The 15,240-nt window shown below is 71.4% G+C and carries 13 protein-coding genes and 1 pseudogene; 3 read left to right on the plus strand and 11 right to left on the minus strand.

What is annotated here, in order from left to right:
- The 7 genes and pseudogenes from AB0M26_RS11825 to AB0M26_RS11855 all read right to left on the minus strand — a co-directional run.
- Window positions 1-396, minus strand: a pseudogene (locus AB0M26_RS11825) (hypothetical protein); the annotation flags it as partial.
- A gap of 335 nt (window positions 397-731) precedes the next feature.
- Window positions 732-2,264, minus strand: a complete 1,533-nt coding sequence (locus AB0M26_RS11830) for an NAD(P)H-hydrate dehydratase (protein WP_365258430.1) — start codon at window positions 2,262-2,264, stop codon at window positions 732-734.
- Between the two features lie 495 nt (window positions 2,265-2,759).
- Window positions 2,760-3,128, minus strand: coding sequence for a holo-ACP synthase (locus AB0M26_RS11835; RefSeq protein ID WP_365258638.1), 369 nt, complete (start codon window positions 3,126-3,128; stop codon window positions 2,760-2,762).
- Window positions 3,129-3,371: 243 nt separating this feature from the next.
- Window positions 3,372-5,219, minus strand: a complete 1,848-nt coding sequence (gene glmS, locus AB0M26_RS11840) for a glutamine--fructose-6-phosphate transaminase (isomerizing) (RefSeq protein WP_365258433.1) — start codon at window positions 5,217-5,219, stop codon at window positions 3,372-3,374.
- 35 nt (window positions 5,220-5,254) lie between these two features.
- Window positions 5,255-5,527, minus strand: coding sequence for a hypothetical protein (locus AB0M26_RS11845; protein WP_365258436.1), 273 nt, complete (start codon window positions 5,525-5,527; stop codon window positions 5,255-5,257).
- Window positions 5,528-5,826: 299 nt separating this feature from the next.
- Complete coding sequence (locus tag AB0M26_RS11850) at window positions 5,827-6,636, minus strand: ABC transporter permease (protein ID WP_365258439.1); 810 nt, start codon at window positions 6,634-6,636, stop codon at window positions 5,827-5,829.
- Window positions 6,633-7,631: an ATP-binding cassette domain-containing protein gene (locus AB0M26_RS11855; RefSeq protein ID WP_365258442.1), complete on the minus strand. Its 999-nt coding sequence runs from the start codon at window positions 7,629-7,631 to the stop codon at window positions 6,633-6,635. The genes AB0M26_RS11850 and AB0M26_RS11855 overlap by 4 nt, the downstream gene beginning before the upstream one ends.
- 167 nt (window positions 7,632-7,798) lie before the next feature.
- Between AB0M26_RS11855 and coaA the strand changes: the two genes are divergently transcribed.
- The gene (gene coaA / locus AB0M26_RS11860; RefSeq protein ID WP_365258641.1) at window positions 7,799-8,815 is read left to right on the plus strand and encodes a type I pantothenate kinase; all 1,017 of its coding nucleotides are present in this window, start codon (window positions 7,799-7,801) and stop codon (window positions 8,813-8,815) included.
- A gap of 32 nt (window positions 8,816-8,847) precedes the next feature.
- Window positions 8,848-9,792 carry a DUF389 domain-containing protein gene (locus AB0M26_RS11865; protein ID WP_365258445.1) on the plus strand — a complete coding sequence of 315 codons (945 nt, stop codon included), beginning with the start codon at window positions 8,848-8,850 and terminating at the stop codon, window positions 9,790-9,792.
- Between the two features lie 58 nt (window positions 9,793-9,850).
- Here AB0M26_RS11865 and glmM read toward each other — a convergent pair whose 3' ends face one another.
- The 4 genes from glmM to AB0M26_RS11885 form a co-directional block, all read right to left on the minus strand.
- Complete coding sequence (gene glmM / locus AB0M26_RS11870) at window positions 9,851-11,263, minus strand: phosphoglucosamine mutase (protein ID WP_365258448.1); 1,413 nt, start codon at window positions 11,261-11,263, stop codon at window positions 9,851-9,853.
- Between the two features lie 136 nt (window positions 11,264-11,399).
- Window positions 11,400-11,900, minus strand: coding sequence for a 30S ribosomal protein S9 (gene rpsI / locus AB0M26_RS11875; protein ID WP_360853605.1), 501 nt, complete (start codon window positions 11,898-11,900; stop codon window positions 11,400-11,402).
- Window positions 11,901-11,940: 40 nt separating this feature from the next.
- Window positions 11,941-12,384, minus strand: coding sequence for a 50S ribosomal protein L13 (rplM, locus tag AB0M26_RS11880; RefSeq protein WP_360853602.1), 444 nt, complete (start codon window positions 12,382-12,384; stop codon window positions 11,941-11,943).
- Window positions 12,385-12,700: 316 nt separating this feature from the next.
- Window positions 12,701-14,326 (minus strand): ATP-binding cassette domain-containing protein, encoded by a 1,626-nt coding sequence (locus AB0M26_RS11885; protein WP_365258452.1) that lies wholly within the window; start codon window positions 14,324-14,326, stop codon window positions 12,701-12,703.
- Between the two features lie 137 nt (window positions 14,327-14,463).
- Between AB0M26_RS11885 and AB0M26_RS11890 the strand changes: the two genes are divergently transcribed.
- Window positions 14,464-15,234 (plus strand): hypothetical protein, encoded by a 771-nt coding sequence (locus AB0M26_RS11890; RefSeq protein ID WP_365258455.1) that lies wholly within the window; start codon window positions 14,464-14,466, stop codon window positions 15,232-15,234.
- The last annotated feature ends 6 nt before the right edge of the window (window positions 15,235-15,240 follow it).

Consider the following 15,240-nt stretch of genomic DNA (forward strand, 5'->3'; position numbering starts at 1 on the left):
TGCGGGGGCTGCGGGGGCTGCGGGGGCTGCGGGGGCTGCGGGGGCTGCGGGGGCTGCGGGGGCTGCGGGGGCTGCGGGGGCTGCGGGGGCTGCGGGAGCCGGATTGCCGGATTCGTCCTGCCGGTTGGGCCCGTTGCCGCCCGCGTCCTTACCGGACGGCTTCCCGGCCGTGTGCGGGATCACCGGCGGGAGGGCCTGATCGGGGGTGTCGATGTGCTGCTCACCAGGCCCGGGCGGGACACCCGGCACGAGCCCTTCGAGCGGCACTGCGACGTCGGGACCCCGGCGGCCCGGGAGCACGGGGTCGGCCGCGGCCCGGGCACCGCCGACCGCCAGGGGCAGCAGCGCCGCCACGGCGACGGCAGTCGCCAGCGACCGTCCGCTCCTCTTGACCACTGACCGCATTCCGTCGCCTCCAGGGCCGGGCGCGGGTGCGCGCGGGTGCGGCGCCACCGCACGGCGGCACGATCCGAACCGAACGGAATCACCCATGCCGCCGGGCCACGGCGAGGCCACTGCCCGGGACGCGACTCCACCCCGATGCCACGCCTACTCCGCCCGGCAGGCGTACGCGGGGGGGCCGGTGCTGTACGGGCCGCCTCGGAGTACTGACACCTCGCAGTACGGACACCTCGCAGTACGGACACCTCGGCGACGCGGCGCGTTGAGGCGGCCCCACTTCAGGGAGTGGGGGACGAGCCACGTGCGGTGGTCTCAGGCCGTTGCGGCGATCAGGCCGTTGCGGCGATGTCCCGCCATGCCGCGGCAAGGCTCGCCGCCACGTCCGAGGCGCCGATCGGGGCGCCTTCGCGGCCGGCGGCGATGCGGCCGGCGAGGCCGTGCACGTAGGCGGCGGCCGACGCCGCGTCCCGCGCCCCGGGACCGGAGGCGAGGAACGCGCCCGCCAGCCCCGACAGCACATCGCCGCTGCCGGCCGTGGCCAGCCAGCCGGTCCCGGTCGGGTTGGCTCGTACCGGCCCGCCGGACGGGTCGGCGACCAGCGTCGTCGAGCCCTTGAGCAGCGCCGTGGCCCCGTAGTGCGACGCCAGCCGCCGTACCGATGCCAGCCGCGCCGCCTCGACCTCCTCGCGCGCGACGCCGAGCAGCGCGGCTGCCTCGCCCGCGTGCGGGGTGAGCACGGTGGGCGCGCGGCGCGCGCGGACGCGTTCGCGGTCGAGCAGACGCAGCCCATCGGCGTCGACGAGCACGGGGACGTCGGAGGCGATGACGTCGTCCAGCGACTGCCGGGCGTCCGAACCGTCGCCGAGGCCCGGGCCGACGATCCACGCCTGGACGCGGCCCGCCTTCGCGGGCGGCCCCGCGTGTACGAGTGTCTCGGGGAAGCGGGCGATTACGGCATCGGCGGCCGGGCCGACGTACCGTACGGCGCCCGCGCCGCCCCGCAGCGCACCCGCCACCGCGAGCACGGCCGCGCCCGGGTAGCGCGCCGAGCCCGCCACCACACCGATCACGCCGCGCCGGTACTTGTCGCTCTCGGCCGCCGGCACCGGCAGCATCCGGGCGACGTCCGCGTGCTGCAGGGCCTCCACATCCGGCTCGTCCGGCAGATACGGGTCGAGGCCGATGTCGACGAGGCGCAGGGCGCCGGTCCGTTCGGCGGCTGGATCGATCAGCAGCCCGGGCTTGTACGCGCCGAAGGTGACGGTCGCGTCGGCCTGCACGGCGGGGCCCTTGACCTCACCGGAGTCCGCGTTGATGCCGCTGGGCAGGTCGACGGCGACGACTCCGGCACGGGAAGCGTGGGCGGCGGCGGCCAGCCGGGCGGCGCCTGGACGGAGACCGCCACGCCCGCCGATCCCGACGATTCCGTCGAGGACCAGATCGGCGCGGGCGAGGAGACGTTCGTCCTCCCCGCGGTCTTCCCAACGGCCTTGCTCACGGTCGTCCCCGCGGTCTTCCCCTTGGTCCTCCCCACCGCCCTTCTCGGCCGCGGGGAGCGCGCGGCCCCCGGCTGCGCGCAGCGCTGCGAGGCCGCCGGAGTGGGTGCGGTCGGGGGCGAGCAGGACGGCGGTGACTCCGGCGCCGCGGCGCGCGAGACGGGCACCGGCGTAGAGGGCGTCGCCGCCGTTGTCGCCGCTGCCGACGAGGAGCACGACTCGGGCGCCGTACACCCGTCCCAGCAGATCGGCGCAGGCGGCGGCCAGCCCGGCCGCGGCGCGCTGCATGAGCGCCCCTTCGGGCAGCCGCGCCATCAACTCCCGCTCGGCACCCCGTACGGTCTCCACGCTGTAGGCAGTCCTCATGCCCCCAGTCTTCCCAAGGCCAGGATGCGGCGCCCGGTCCCGGCGCGATCTTCCCGCCGGGGCGGGAACGGTGTTCCCGGCGGGGGATGCAGCGGAGCTGCGGCGCCGGATGGACCTGCGGACGGGCCGAGCGGCGGCGCGCTCGGGAACGGCAGCCGTGCGGCGCCCGGCGACCCGGCCACTCGGCGCCTTGCCCCACTCGGCCCCCTGCCCCCACGCCCGCTCGGCCACCCGGCCACCCGGCCACCCGGCACCGCAGGGACGCGACCATGCCGCTGTACGAATGCGGCGACCTCGTAGGACACCCGCATGGACGTTGCCCAACTCCGATATCACCGCGACCCCCTGGGGATTGCCGTCGGTGTGCCAGCGAACGGCGATGCTGCCCAGGGCACCCAGGACGAGGCGATTCGCGCACGGCGACAGCGCACGGGCAGGCGGCGATCCAGTGCGTCGCGCAGCGGCGCGGGCGTGCCACCGTAGGACGTCAGCCGGTCAGCCCTCGGCGATGACCACCGCCGACGCCACCCCCGCGTCGTGGCTGAGCGAGACGTGCCAGTCCCGGACGCCCAGTTCGGAGGCACGGGCGGCGATCGTGCCGGTGACGCGCAGCCGCGGGCGGCCGCTGTCCTCCGTGACGATCTCGGCGTCCGTCCAGTGCAGGCCCGCGGGGGCGCCGAGGGCCTTGGCCAGGGCCTCCTTGGCGGCGAACCGTGCCGCCAAGGAGGCGACTCCGCGGCGCTCGCCGCTGGGCAGCGACAGTTCCGCTTCGACGAAGAGGCGGCGCGCGAGGCCGGGCGTACGCTCCAGTGCCGCCTCGAAGCGGTCGATCTCGGCCACGTCGATGCCCACGCCGATGATCACGCCCGCCCCATTCCGTTCGCGTATCCGGCCGCCGGGGCCACCGCCCAGACCGCCCGGGCCACCGGGGTCACCGCCCATGCCGTCGGGGTCGACGCCCCGGTCAACGCCCCGGCCGCCTGGGCCGCCTGGGTCACCTCCCAGACCGCCGGAGTCCCCGCCCAGACCGCTCGGGCCACCGGGGTCACCGCCCATGCCGTCGGGTCGGGGTCGACGCCCCGGCCGCCGATCGCCTCGCCGTTCGGGTCACTCGACCGTGACCGACTTGGCGAGGTTGCGCGGCTGGTCCACCTCGTTGCCGCGGGCCGTGGCCAGTTCGCAGGCGAAGACCTGCAGCGGCACGGTTGCGACCAGCGGCTGGAGCAGGGTCGGGGTGGCGGGGACACGGATGAGGTGATCCGCATACGGCACGACCGTGTCGTCACCCTCCTCCGCGATCACGATCGTGCGGGCTCCCCGGGCCCTGATCTCCTGGATGTTGGAGACGATCTTGTCATGCAGGACGGAGCGTCCCCGCGGCGAGGGCACGACCACGACCACCGGCAGGTCGTCCTCGATCAGCGCGATCGGCCCGTGCTTCAACTCGCCCGCCGCGAAGCCCTCGGCGTGCATGTACGCGAGTTCCTTGAGCTTGAGCGCGCCCTCCAGCGCCACGGGGTAGCCGACGTGCCGCCCGAGGAAGAGGACCGTGTTCTTCCGCGCAAGAGTCCGCGCCAGCTCACGTACGGGCTCCATGGTGTCCAGCACCTGCTCGACCTGTGTGCTGATCGCCGACAGCTCGCGGATCATGGAGCGGACCTCGTCGCCCCACTTCGTACCCCGCACCTGACCCAGGTACAGCGCCACCAGGTAGCAGGCCACGAGCTGGGTGAGGAAGGCCTTGGTCGAGGCGACCGCGACCTCGGGGCCGGCGTGCGTGTAGAGGACGGCGTCCGACTCGCGGGGGATCGTCGAGCCGTTGGTGTTGCAGATGGCCAGCACCTTTGCGCCCTGTTCCCGCGCGTGCCGCAGCGCCATCAGCGTGTCCATGGTCTCGCCGGACTGCGAGATGGCGATGACGAGCGTCCGCGGGTCGAGGATCGGGTCGCGGTACCGGAACTCGCTCGCCAGCTCGGTCTCGCAGGGGATCCGGGTCCAGTGCTCGATCGCGTACTTGGCGATCATGCCCGCGTGGAACGCTGTTCCGCACGCCACGATCACGACCTTGTCGACTTCGCGCAGGACGGAGTCGGGGATGCGGACCTCGTCGAGCGAGAGCGAGCCGGCCGCGTCGATCCGGCCCAGAAGCGTGTCGGCGACGGCCTTCGGCTGTTCGGCGATCTCCTTGAGCATGAAGTAGTCGTAGCCGCCCTTCTCGGCGGCTGAGGCGTCCCAGTCGACGTGGTACTCGCGCACCTCGGCGGGCGCGCCGTCGAAGTCGGTCACGGTGACGCCGTCGCGGCGGAGTTCGACGACCTGGTCCTGGCCGAGCTCGATCGCCTCGCGCGTGTGCGCGATGAACGCGGCCACGTCGGAGGCGAGGAAGGACTCGCCGTCGCCGACGCCCACGACGAGCGGCGAGTTGCGGCGGGCCCCGACGACGACGTCCGGCTCGTCCGCGCTGGCGGCGACGAGCGTGAACGCGCCCTCGAGCTGCCGGCAGACCTGCCGCATCGACTCGGCCAGGTCGCCGCAGGAGGAGAAGGACTCGGCGAGCAGATGGGCGACGACCTCGGTGTCGGTCTCGGAGGACAGCTCATGGCCGCGGTCGGTCAGCTCGGCGCGCAGGGCGGCGAAGTTCTCGATGATGCCGTTGTGGACCACGGCGACGCGACCGGCGTTGTCCAGGTGGGGATGAGCGTTGGCGTCGTTGGGAGCGCCGTGTGTGGCCCACCTGGTGTGGCCGATGCCGGTGTTGCCGCTCGGCAGCGGACGGTCGGCCAGCTCCTTCTCCAGATTGGCGAGCTTGCCCGCCTTCTTGGCGGCCGCGAGCCCGCCGTCGGCGAGCACGGCCACCCCGGCCGAGTCATAGCCCCGGTACTCCAGCCGCTTGAGACCGGCGATCACGACATCGAGGGCGGACTGCCCTCCCACATAGCCAACGATTCCGCACATGGCGGCAGCCTACGTGGCGTGCGTCCCCGGATCGTTCACCGGCCGCGCTCCATCCGCTCGATGGCCTCCGTGAGCAGGGCGATGTACTCCACTTCCTCGCAGCGCGGCTTGCTCCCGGGCTCGTAGAGGTCGAGGGAGTCGTCGAGGTCTTCCCGTACGTCCTCGTCCGGCAGTTCGGCCGCCAGATCGCTCTGGATCACGCCGGCGAGGTCGCGCTCGGCGAGACGGGCGGCGGTGGCGCGCTCCGCCCTCCGCCGACGGAGGTCCCGTAGGCGCACGGGCATACGAGTCGGGATGTGTACGGACATCGACCCCCCAGGGATGACGTCGTCGGCTTCCCCCCGTGGCGACCGTAGCGGCCAACCCGCCCCAGGTACAGACGTTTCGCGAACCCGATCCCGGAACGGGAGCATTCATGCGTGAGGCCCGGCGCACCGGGGCCCTCGCGCCCCGGCGCGGACGCCGGAGGCGCCCGCACCCGCCCCCCGGCACCGCACCCGCGCCCCGGCGCACCGCACGCACCCCCCGGCACCGCACGCGCGCCCCCGGGACCCGCACCCGCGCCCCCCGGCCACCGAGCCCGGGGGCCGGAATCCGGATACAGCACTCAGACCCGCGCCCGGTACGCCCGCATCGCCAGCGGGAGGAACACCGCTGCTATCCCTGCCGCCCAGACCAGGGACCACAGCACGGGCCCGGCCACTTCCCCGCCCACCAGCAAGCCGCGGAAGGCGTCCGAGAGATGGGTGACGGGGTTGACGTCGACCCACGCCTGGAGCCAGCCCGGCATCGTTTCGACACGGACGAACGCACTGCTGGTGAAGGTGATCGGGAAGATCAGCACGAAGGCGAAGACCTGGACTTTCTCCGGGTCGCCCGCGAGCATGCCGATGAGCACCGCGCTCCAGGACACCGCCGCGGCGAAGACGACCAGCAGCAGCAAGGCCGCAAAGAACCCCTCGACACCACCGGTGACCCGGAAGCCCAGCACCATGCCCAGCGCGATCATCAGCAGCATCGCCCACACCTGCTTGGCGAGATCGGCGGTGATCCGGCCGAACAACGGCGCGGACCGGGCTATCGGCAGGCTGCGCAGCCGGTCGAAGACGCCCTTGGTCAGGTCGGTGTTGAGCGCCATGGCCGTGTACATGCTCATGAACAGCGTGTTCTGCACGATGATCCCGGGGAGCGCGTACTGCAAGTACTCCCTGGGAGAACCGGCCATCTGACCGCCGAAGACATACGTGAACAGGAACACGAACATGATCGGCGTGACGCTGTAGTCGACCAGTTCGAGCGGGTTGTGCTTGACCGACACCAAACTCCGCCAGGCCATCGTCGCCATCTGTCGTATCCCGGCACCCAGCCGCACCCGCCCGCTCTTGGTCAGCGGAGCGGTGATCGTCGCGGCGGTCATGACACGCTCACCTTCTCGAAGGCGTCCTCGCCCGCGGCGGGCTCCTCACCCTCCCTCGTCTGCGGCTCGGCACGGTGGCCGGTCAGCGCCAGGAACACCTCGTCGAGCGACGAGCGGCGCAGCGCCAGCTCCCCCACCGCGATCCCCGCCTGGTCGAGCCGTCGCACGACCGCGGGCATCAGCGCGGGGTCGTTCACGGGAGCGGTGATCACATCGCCCTCGATCTGGGTCTGCGGGCCCGCCGCCTCGGCTATCAGTGCATGAGCCCGAGCCAGATCGGACGCATGCACCGGCTGTAGCTGCAGCACCTGGCCCCCGACCTGTGACTTCAGTTCAAGAGGCGTGCCCTCGGCGATCACCCTGCCTTTGTCGATGACCACGATGTCGTCTGCGAGCTGATCCGCCTCGTTCAGATACTGGGTGGTCAGCAGGGCCGTGACGCCCTCGGCGACCAGACCGCGCAGCATCTCCCACAGCTCGCCGCGGCTGTGCGGGTCGAGCCCGGTGGTGGGCTCGTCGAGGAAGAGGATCTGCGGCCTGCCGACCAGGCTCGCGGCCAGATCCAGGCGCCGCCGCATGCCACCCGAGTACGTCTTCGTGGCCCGCCCCGCCGCATCGCTGAGCTGGAAGCGCTCCAGCAGCTCGGCCGAGCGCACCCGCGCCTCACGGCGCGGCATCCCCAGCAGCCGGCCGATCATCAGCAGGTTCTCGGTGCCGGTGAGATTCTCGTCGACCGCCGCGTACTGCCCGGTCAGCCCGACGACGGAACGGACCAGGCCGGCCTCCCGCACCACGTCGTGGCCGGCGACCGCGGCTCTCCCGCCGTCGGGCCTCAGCAAGGTGGCGAAGATCCGGACCGCGGTGGTCTTCCCCGCCCCGTTGGGCCCCAGCATCCCGAGCACGGTGCCCGTGCGCGCGGCCAGATCCACACCGGCCAGCGCCTCGGTCTCCCTGAACCGTTTGACCAGGCCCTCCGCCTGGATCGCGTACGTCATTGAACTCCCCTTGCATCGCGGACTTCCGCCTCGGGCGCATATCTCCCACAACTGTGACGCACACCACTGACATTCCGTGCGCCCTGTGGACAACCACCCCGGGCACCGGTGGACGCCCACGCGGCGTGAGCGACACCACGCCCCGCCCCCGCCCCCGAGCCCCGACAATGAGGGACGTGACGATCACCTCACCGACGGCAGCAGCATCGCGCAGCCCCGAACGGCGACGGTCCGAGACCAGCCCCTACGTGGACCTCACCCGCGCCGAGTGGAGCGCCCTGCGCGAGAAGACCCCGCTGCCCCTGACCGCCGAGGAGGTCGAGCGGCTGCGCGGCCTCGGCGACGTGATCGACCTCGAAGAGGTGCGCGACGTCTACCTCCCGCTCTCCCGGCTGCTCAACCTGTACGTGGGCGCCACCAGCGACCTCCGCGGAGCGCTCAACACCTTCCTCGGCGAGGCGGGAGGCGGCCACGGCTCCCAGCCCGGCACGCCCTTCGTCATCGGCGTCGCCGGCAGCGTCGCCGTCGGCAAGTCGACGACCGCCCGCCTTCTCCAGGCGCTGCTCGCCCGCTGGCCGGAGCACCCGCGCGTGGAGCTGATCACCACCGACGGATTCCTGCTCCCCAACGCCGAGTTGCACCGGCGCGGCCTGATGTCCCGCAAGGGCTTCCCCGAGTCGTACGACCGCCGCGCCCTCACCCGCTTCGTCGCCGATGTGAAGTCCGGCAAGGACGAGGTGACAGCCCCCGTCTACTCACACCTGATCTACGACATCGTGCCCGGCGAGCGCATGGCCGTACGCCGCCCCGACATCCTCATCGTCGAGGGCCTCAACGTCCTGCAGCCCGCCCTGCCCGGCAAGGACGGCCGTACGCGCCTGGGGCTCGCCGACTTCTTCGACTTCAGCGTCTATGTGCACGCCCGCACCGAGGACATCGAGCAGTGGTATCTCGGCCGCTTCCGCAAACTGCGCGCGACCGCGTTCCAGGACCCCCACTCGTACTTCCGCAAGTACAGGCAGGTCTCCGAGGAGGAGGCACTGGATTACGCCCGCATGATTTGGCGCACCGTCAACCGGCCGAACCTGGAACAGAATGTGGCCCCGACGCGCGGGCGCGCCAACCTCGTCCTGCGCAAGGGCCCCGACCACAAGGTCCAGCGCCTGTCCCTGCGGAAACTCTGAGACCCCCACGAGATGCGAGGAGGAGCGCGGCCATGCTGCACCTTCGCCTGATCGTGCCCGCCGACCGCACCGAAGCGGTGCTGGCGCGCATCTACGACAACGTCGGGACCACGCATGTGACGTTGCTGCCGGGGGCCGCCCGTGACCCCGCCGGTGACGTCGTGATGTGCGACGTCGCCCGGGAGGCGGCGGACGAACTCCTGGGCGAACTCCGCGAGCTGGGGATCGAGGACGACGGCGCGATCGCCGTCGAGAACATCGACCTGTCGCTGTCCAAGCGGGCAGACCGGGCGGAGCAGGACGCCCCTGGCGAGGGCGCGGACGCCGTCCTCTGGGAGCATCTGGCGGATTCCACGCACGAGGAGTCGACGCTCTCTGTCACGTACTTGGCGTTCCTCGCCGTGGCGACGATGATCGCCGCCTGCGGTGTGGTGCTGGACAACGCGATCCTGATCGTCGGCGCTATGGCCGTCGGCCCGGAGTTCGGTCCGCTCGCGGGCATCTGCACCGCCCTGGTGCAGCGGGCCCCGCGGCTCGCCTGGCGTTCCCTGGCTGCCCTGCTCGTCGGCTTCGCAGTCGCCATGGCGCTGACGGCCGGATTCAGCCTGATGATGGACGCGTTCGGGCTCTTCTCGGCCGGTGACGTCACCGCGGAACGCCCCAACACCGACTTCATCTGGAAACCGGACATGTTCTCGTTCGTCGTGGCCGTTCTTGCCGGCATCGCGGGGACGCTGTCGCTGACTTCGGCGAAGTCCGGTGCCCTGGTGGGCGTGGCGATCTCCGTCACCACCGTCCCCGCCGCGGCCAACGCCGCCGTCGCGCTGAGCTACGGCGAGTTCGCGCAGGCCCGCGGCTCGTCCGAGCAACTGCTGCTGAATCTCGGCGGGATCGTCGTTGCGGGCACGCTCACGCTGCTCGCCCAGAAGTTCTTCTGGACGAGACAGCGCAAGCGCGCCGTGACGCAGGCCGGGTGACCGGCCGGGCACGCGGCCCGCACGGACACCCCGGCTCGGCGTCAGCGGTGTCGGCCGGTCAGCCCAGCGCGGACTTCACCACGTCCGCCAGCCGCCCTGCCACCGACCGCGCCTGGTCGGTATCGGCGGCCTCGACCATGACCCGTACCAGCGGCTCCGTACCGGAGGGACGCAGCAGAACCCGCCCGGTGGAGCCCAGTTCGCGTTCGGCGTCGGCGACGGCGGCCGCCAGCTCGGGAGACGTGTCGACGCGGGACTTGTCGACGTCCGGGACGTTGATCAGCACCTGGGGCAGCCGGTCCATCACGGACACCAGCTCGGCCAGGCTGCGGCCGGTGGCCGCCATCCGCGCAGCCAGCATCAGACCTGTCAGGGTGCCGTCGCCGGTCGTGGCGTGGTCGAGGATGATCACGTGACCGGACTGCTCGCCGCCCAGCGCGTAGCCCTCGCTCTTCATCGACTCAAGGACATAGCGGTCGCCGACGGCCGTCTGCACCAGCTCGATGCCCTCGCGCTCCATGGCCAGTTTGAAGCCCAGGTTCGACATGACCGTGGCGACGACGGTGTTCTTGCGCAGGGAGTCCGCCTCGCGCAGCGCGAGGGCGAGGACCGCGAGAATCTGGTCGCCGTCGACATCGTTGCCCTTCGCATCCACCGCCAGGCAGCGGTCCGCGTCACCGTCGTGCGCGATGCCCAGGTCCGCTCCGTGCTCGACGACCGCGGCGCGGAGCTGATCCAGGTGCGTGGAGCCGCAGTTGTCGTTGATGTTGAGGCCGTCGGGGTCCGCGCCGATGGTGACGACATCGGCGCCCGCCCGCGCGAACGCCTCCGGGGAGACCCGCGAGGCCGCGCCGTGCGCCTCGTCCAGGACGACCTTCAACCCGTCGAGCCGGTTCGGCAGAACGCCGATGAGGTGCGCGACGTAGTTGTCGAACCCCTCGTCGTAGGTGCGTACACGGCCGACGCCCTCGCCCGTCGGCCGGTCCCACGGCTCGCCCGACCTGTGCTCCTCGTAGACCGACTCGATCCGGTCCTCCAGGTCGTCGGCGAGCTTGTGCCCGCCGCGGGCGAAGAACTTGATGCCGTTGTCGGGCATCGGGTTGTGGCTGGCGGACAGCATCACGCCGAGGTCGGCGCCCAGCGCGCCGGTGAGATACGCCACCGCGGGGGTGGGCAGCACACCGACGCGCAGAACGTCCACGCCCGCGCTCGCGAGGCCCGCCACGACGGCGGCCTCCAAGAACTCTCCGGAAGCGCGCGGATCACGCCCCACCACGGCCGTCGGGCGATGGCCTTCGAACGTAACCGCCCGCCCGTCACCCGACCGCCACTCCGGCCGGACAGGGCTTCGCCCCGACATCTCTTCCCCGAGCACATGTGCCGCCGCGACCGACAGGCCGAGCGCCATCTCTGCCGTCAGGTCCGCGTTCGCGACACCGCGCACACCGTCCGTGCCGAAGAGTCGTCCCACTGGTGTCCTCCGAGTTGCTGTCGAAACGAGCGGCGTATGAGCGCCTCATGTCTGTATACGCTCTCCGACTGTCCATACACGACCGCCCCGACGGCACAAAGCAGTGCCGCCGGGGCGGGCGTATGGAAACGAGCGATCAGCGCTTGCTGTACTGCGGCGCCTTACGGGCCTTCTTCAGACCCGACTTCTTGCGCTCGACGGCGCGGTCGTCGCGGCTGAGGAAGCCGGCCTTCTTGAGCGGGCCGCGGTTGTTGTCCACGTCCGCCTCGTTCAGCGCACGAGCGACACCGAGGCGCAGCGCACCGGCCTGACCGGACACGCCACCGCCGTTGATGCGGGCGACGACGTCGTAACGGTCGTCGAGCTCGAGCACCTTGAAGGGCTCGTTGACTTCCTGCTGGTGCACCTTGTTGGGGAAGTACTCCTCCAGGGTGCGACCGTTGATCTTCCACTGACCGCTGCCCGGCACGATGCGGACGCGGGCAATGGCGTTCTTGCGCCGCCCGAGGCCGGCGGCCGGCTGCGGCTCGCCGAAGCGGGACGCGAGCGACTCGGAGGTGTACTCCGACTGCTCGGGCGTCTCGGTGGTGTACTCCTCGACCTCTTCGATCGGGGTCTCAGCGGTGGTCTCGGCCACGATGCTCCTCAGATTCTCTTCGTCTTAGGGGTGGCCGGGACTACTGCGCGACCTGGCTGATCTCGAACGGGACCGGCTGCTGGGCACCGTGCGGGTGCTCGGAGCCGGAGTAGACCTTCAGCTTCGAGAGCATCTGACGGCCCAGGGTGTTCTTCGGGAGCATGCCCTTGATGGCCTTCTCGACGGCCTTCTCGGGGTTCTTGTCCAGCAGTTCGTCGTAGCGGACGGACCGCAGACCACCCGGGTAACCGGAGTGGCGGTAGGCCATCTTCTGGGTCCGCTTGTTGCCGGAAAGGTGCACCTTGTCAGCGTTGATGATGATGACGAAGTCACCAGTGTCAACGTGCGGCGCGTAGACCGGCTTGTGCTTTCCCCGGAGAAGGGTGGCGGCCTGTGTGGCCAGACGGCCCAGAACAACGTCGGTGGCGTCGATGACGTGCCACTGACGCGTCACGTCGCCGGGCTTGGGGCTGTACGTACGCACGGTCGTAGCCTTCGCTTCTTCAGTGATGGGGTCTCCCCAGGTCCGCTGGAACCGAGGGGACGGGGCCTGACAAGGCCACCCGGACGATCACGACAGCCCTGGCCGCACGTCGGTGACGCATTCCGAGTGCATGCCGCTGGTCATCGGCCCGGTGGACCGGCGTAACGGCCTCTCACGTGAGAACGAGCAAGCCAGTACGCATAACGAACTGGCAGGATACCGGCCCGGCAGGAGAGGGTCAAAATCGCCCTCGCGCGCTTCGCGGCGCCCTTCGGCCCGCCCGGCACGGGCCCATCCCGCCCGCACCACGCGCCCCTCATCCCTCCCTCGCAGCCCTCCGGGCATGAGGCGTGCCCTCGGGTTCCGCCGCCTCCCTCACCACTCCGTCCTGGCCGAAGACGAGGAAACGGTCGAAGGAGCGGGCGAACCAGCGGTCGTGCGTCACGGCCAGGACCGTTCCCTCGTACGCCTCGAGGCCCTGCTGCAGCGCCTCCGCGCTCTCCAGGTCCAGATTGTCCGTGGGCTCGTCCAGGAGCAGGACGGTGGCCCCGGCCAGCTCCAGCATCAGGATCTGGAAGCGCGCCTGCTGGCCTCCGGAGAGCCGGTCGAAGGTCTGGTCGCCCTGGCGCTCCAGCTCGTACCGGCGCAGTACGGACATGGCGCCGCCCCGGTCCTTGGCATGTTCCTTCCAGAGAATGTCGACCAGGGTGCGGCCCTCCAGCTCGGGGTGCGCGTTCGTCTGCGCGAAGTGGCCGGGCACCACGCGCGCGCCGAGCTTCCACTCCCCCGTGTGCGCCACCGGGTCCCCGGCGAGCAGCCGCAGGAAGTGCGACTTCCCCGAGCCGTTGGATCCCAGGACCGCGACCCGCTCGCCGTAGAAGACCTCCAGCGAGAACGGCTTCATCAGACCGGTCAGCTCCAGGTTCCTCGCTGTCACGGCGCGCACACCGGTGCGCCCGCCCCGCAGACGCATCCGGATGTCCTGCTCACGCGGCGGCTGCTGCGGTGGCCCGGCCTCCTCGAACTTGCGCAGCCGGGTCTGGGCGGCCTGGTAGCGGGACGCGAGGCCGTCGTTGCAGGCCGCCTTGTTCTTGAGCGTGTTCACCAGCTGCTTGAGCTGTGCATGCCGCTCGTCCCAGCGGCGGCGCAGCTCCTCGAAGCGCGCGAAGCGCTCGCGCCGGGCCTCGTGGTACGTAGCGAAGCCTCCGCCGTGCACCCAGACGTCGCTCCCGGCGGGGCTCGGCTCCACGCTGACGATCTTCTCCGCGGAACGGGCCAGCAGTTCACGGTCGTGCGAGACGAAGAGCACCGTCTTCCGCGTCTCCAGCAATCGCTCCTCCAGCCAGCGCTTGCCGGGGACGTCGAGGTAGTTGTCCGGCTCGTCGAGCAGCAGCACCTCGTCGGTCCCCCGCAGCAGCGCCTCGAGCACCAGCCGCTTCTGCTCGCCGCCGGAGAGCGTCCGCACCTGCCGCCACTGCGCCTGCTCGTACGGGACGCCGAGCGCGGCCGTCGTGCACATGTCCCAGACCGTCTCTGCCTCGTACCCCCGCGCCTCGGCCCAGTCGCTGAGCGCCTGTGCGTACGCCATCTGCGCGGCCTCGTCGTCGACGGTCATGATCGCCGTCTCCGCGGCGTCGACGGCCTTCGCCGCCTGCCGGATGCGGGGCTGGGCCACGGAGACGAGCAGGTCGCGTACGGTCCGCTCGTCGTGCACGCTGCCCACGAACTGGGGCATCACACCGAGGCCGCCGCTGGTGGTCACCGAACCGCCATGCGGCGTGAGCTCCCCCGCCAGCAGCCGCAGCAGCGTGGTCTTCCCCGCGCCGTTCGCCCCCACCAGCGCCACGGACGCGCCCTCGCCCACCCGGAACGAGACGTCCGCGAAAAGAACGCGCCCGTCAGGCAGGTAGTACTCCACATGCGCCGCCTCGATGTGCCCCATGCCGCGCATTCTGGGCTTCCACCCATCCGCGCACCAACCCGTTTTTCTTCCGTAGGATGCGCGCCATGAGCTTTGGGCAAGGGGGGCCTTTCGGCCCAGGGGGTTCGCAGCAGTCGGGCACACCCGACTGGGGAGCCATGGCCGACCGGACGGCGGCCCGCAGGCGCAAGCAGCGGCTGACTCTCATCATCGGAGGCGCCGCCGCGACCGCGGCGGTCGCGGTGCTCGTGGCGACGGCGTTGGTCAACGCCGGCGACTCCGACGACAAACCGCAGTCACTGCCGACGCCGGAGACCCTACCCGCCGAACCGCAGCAGCCCGAACCCACCTTCTCGGACGTCTCCGTACCGCCCCCGCCGAAGCCCATCGACTTCATCTCCAACGCGAAGAAGGACAAGGCCCCGCTCAGCGCCGGCACCCTCTTCCCCCGTGAGTCCGTGACGATGAGCAGCCGTCTCTACGACCGGGGCTCGACGGCCTCCACCAAGAACTGCGCCTCCGCCGTCTCCGGCAGCCTTGCGACCGCGCTCAACCGCAACGAGTGCACCCGCGTGATCCGGGCGAGCTTCAAGCGCGGCGGCGTCGCGGTGACCGTCGGCGTCGCGGTGTTCGACACCGATGTGCGGGCGACGAAGGCCAAGCAGCAGGCGAACGGGAATGTGCAGTCGCTCGCCGGCGACGGCATTCCGTCCTTCTGCCGTGCCACGGCCTGCCGTCTGACCGCCAACGCCATTGGCCGCTATGCCTACTTCACGGTGTCCGGCTTCACCTCGGGCAAAGCGGTGACCGCCTCCGACACCAAGGCCCGGCAGGCCGGCAAGGACATCGCCGACTACACCTTCAGCCGCATCGTGGACCGCGGCGAGGACCAGGCGTCGGCGGCGGCGACCGCGCAATCGGCGAACTGACCGCAG

The sequence above is a fragment of the Streptomyces sp. NPDC051776 genome (assembly GCF_040681345.1).
In the GTDB taxonomy this organism is placed as follows: Bacteria; Actinomycetota; Actinomycetes; order Streptomycetales; family Streptomycetaceae; genus Streptomyces.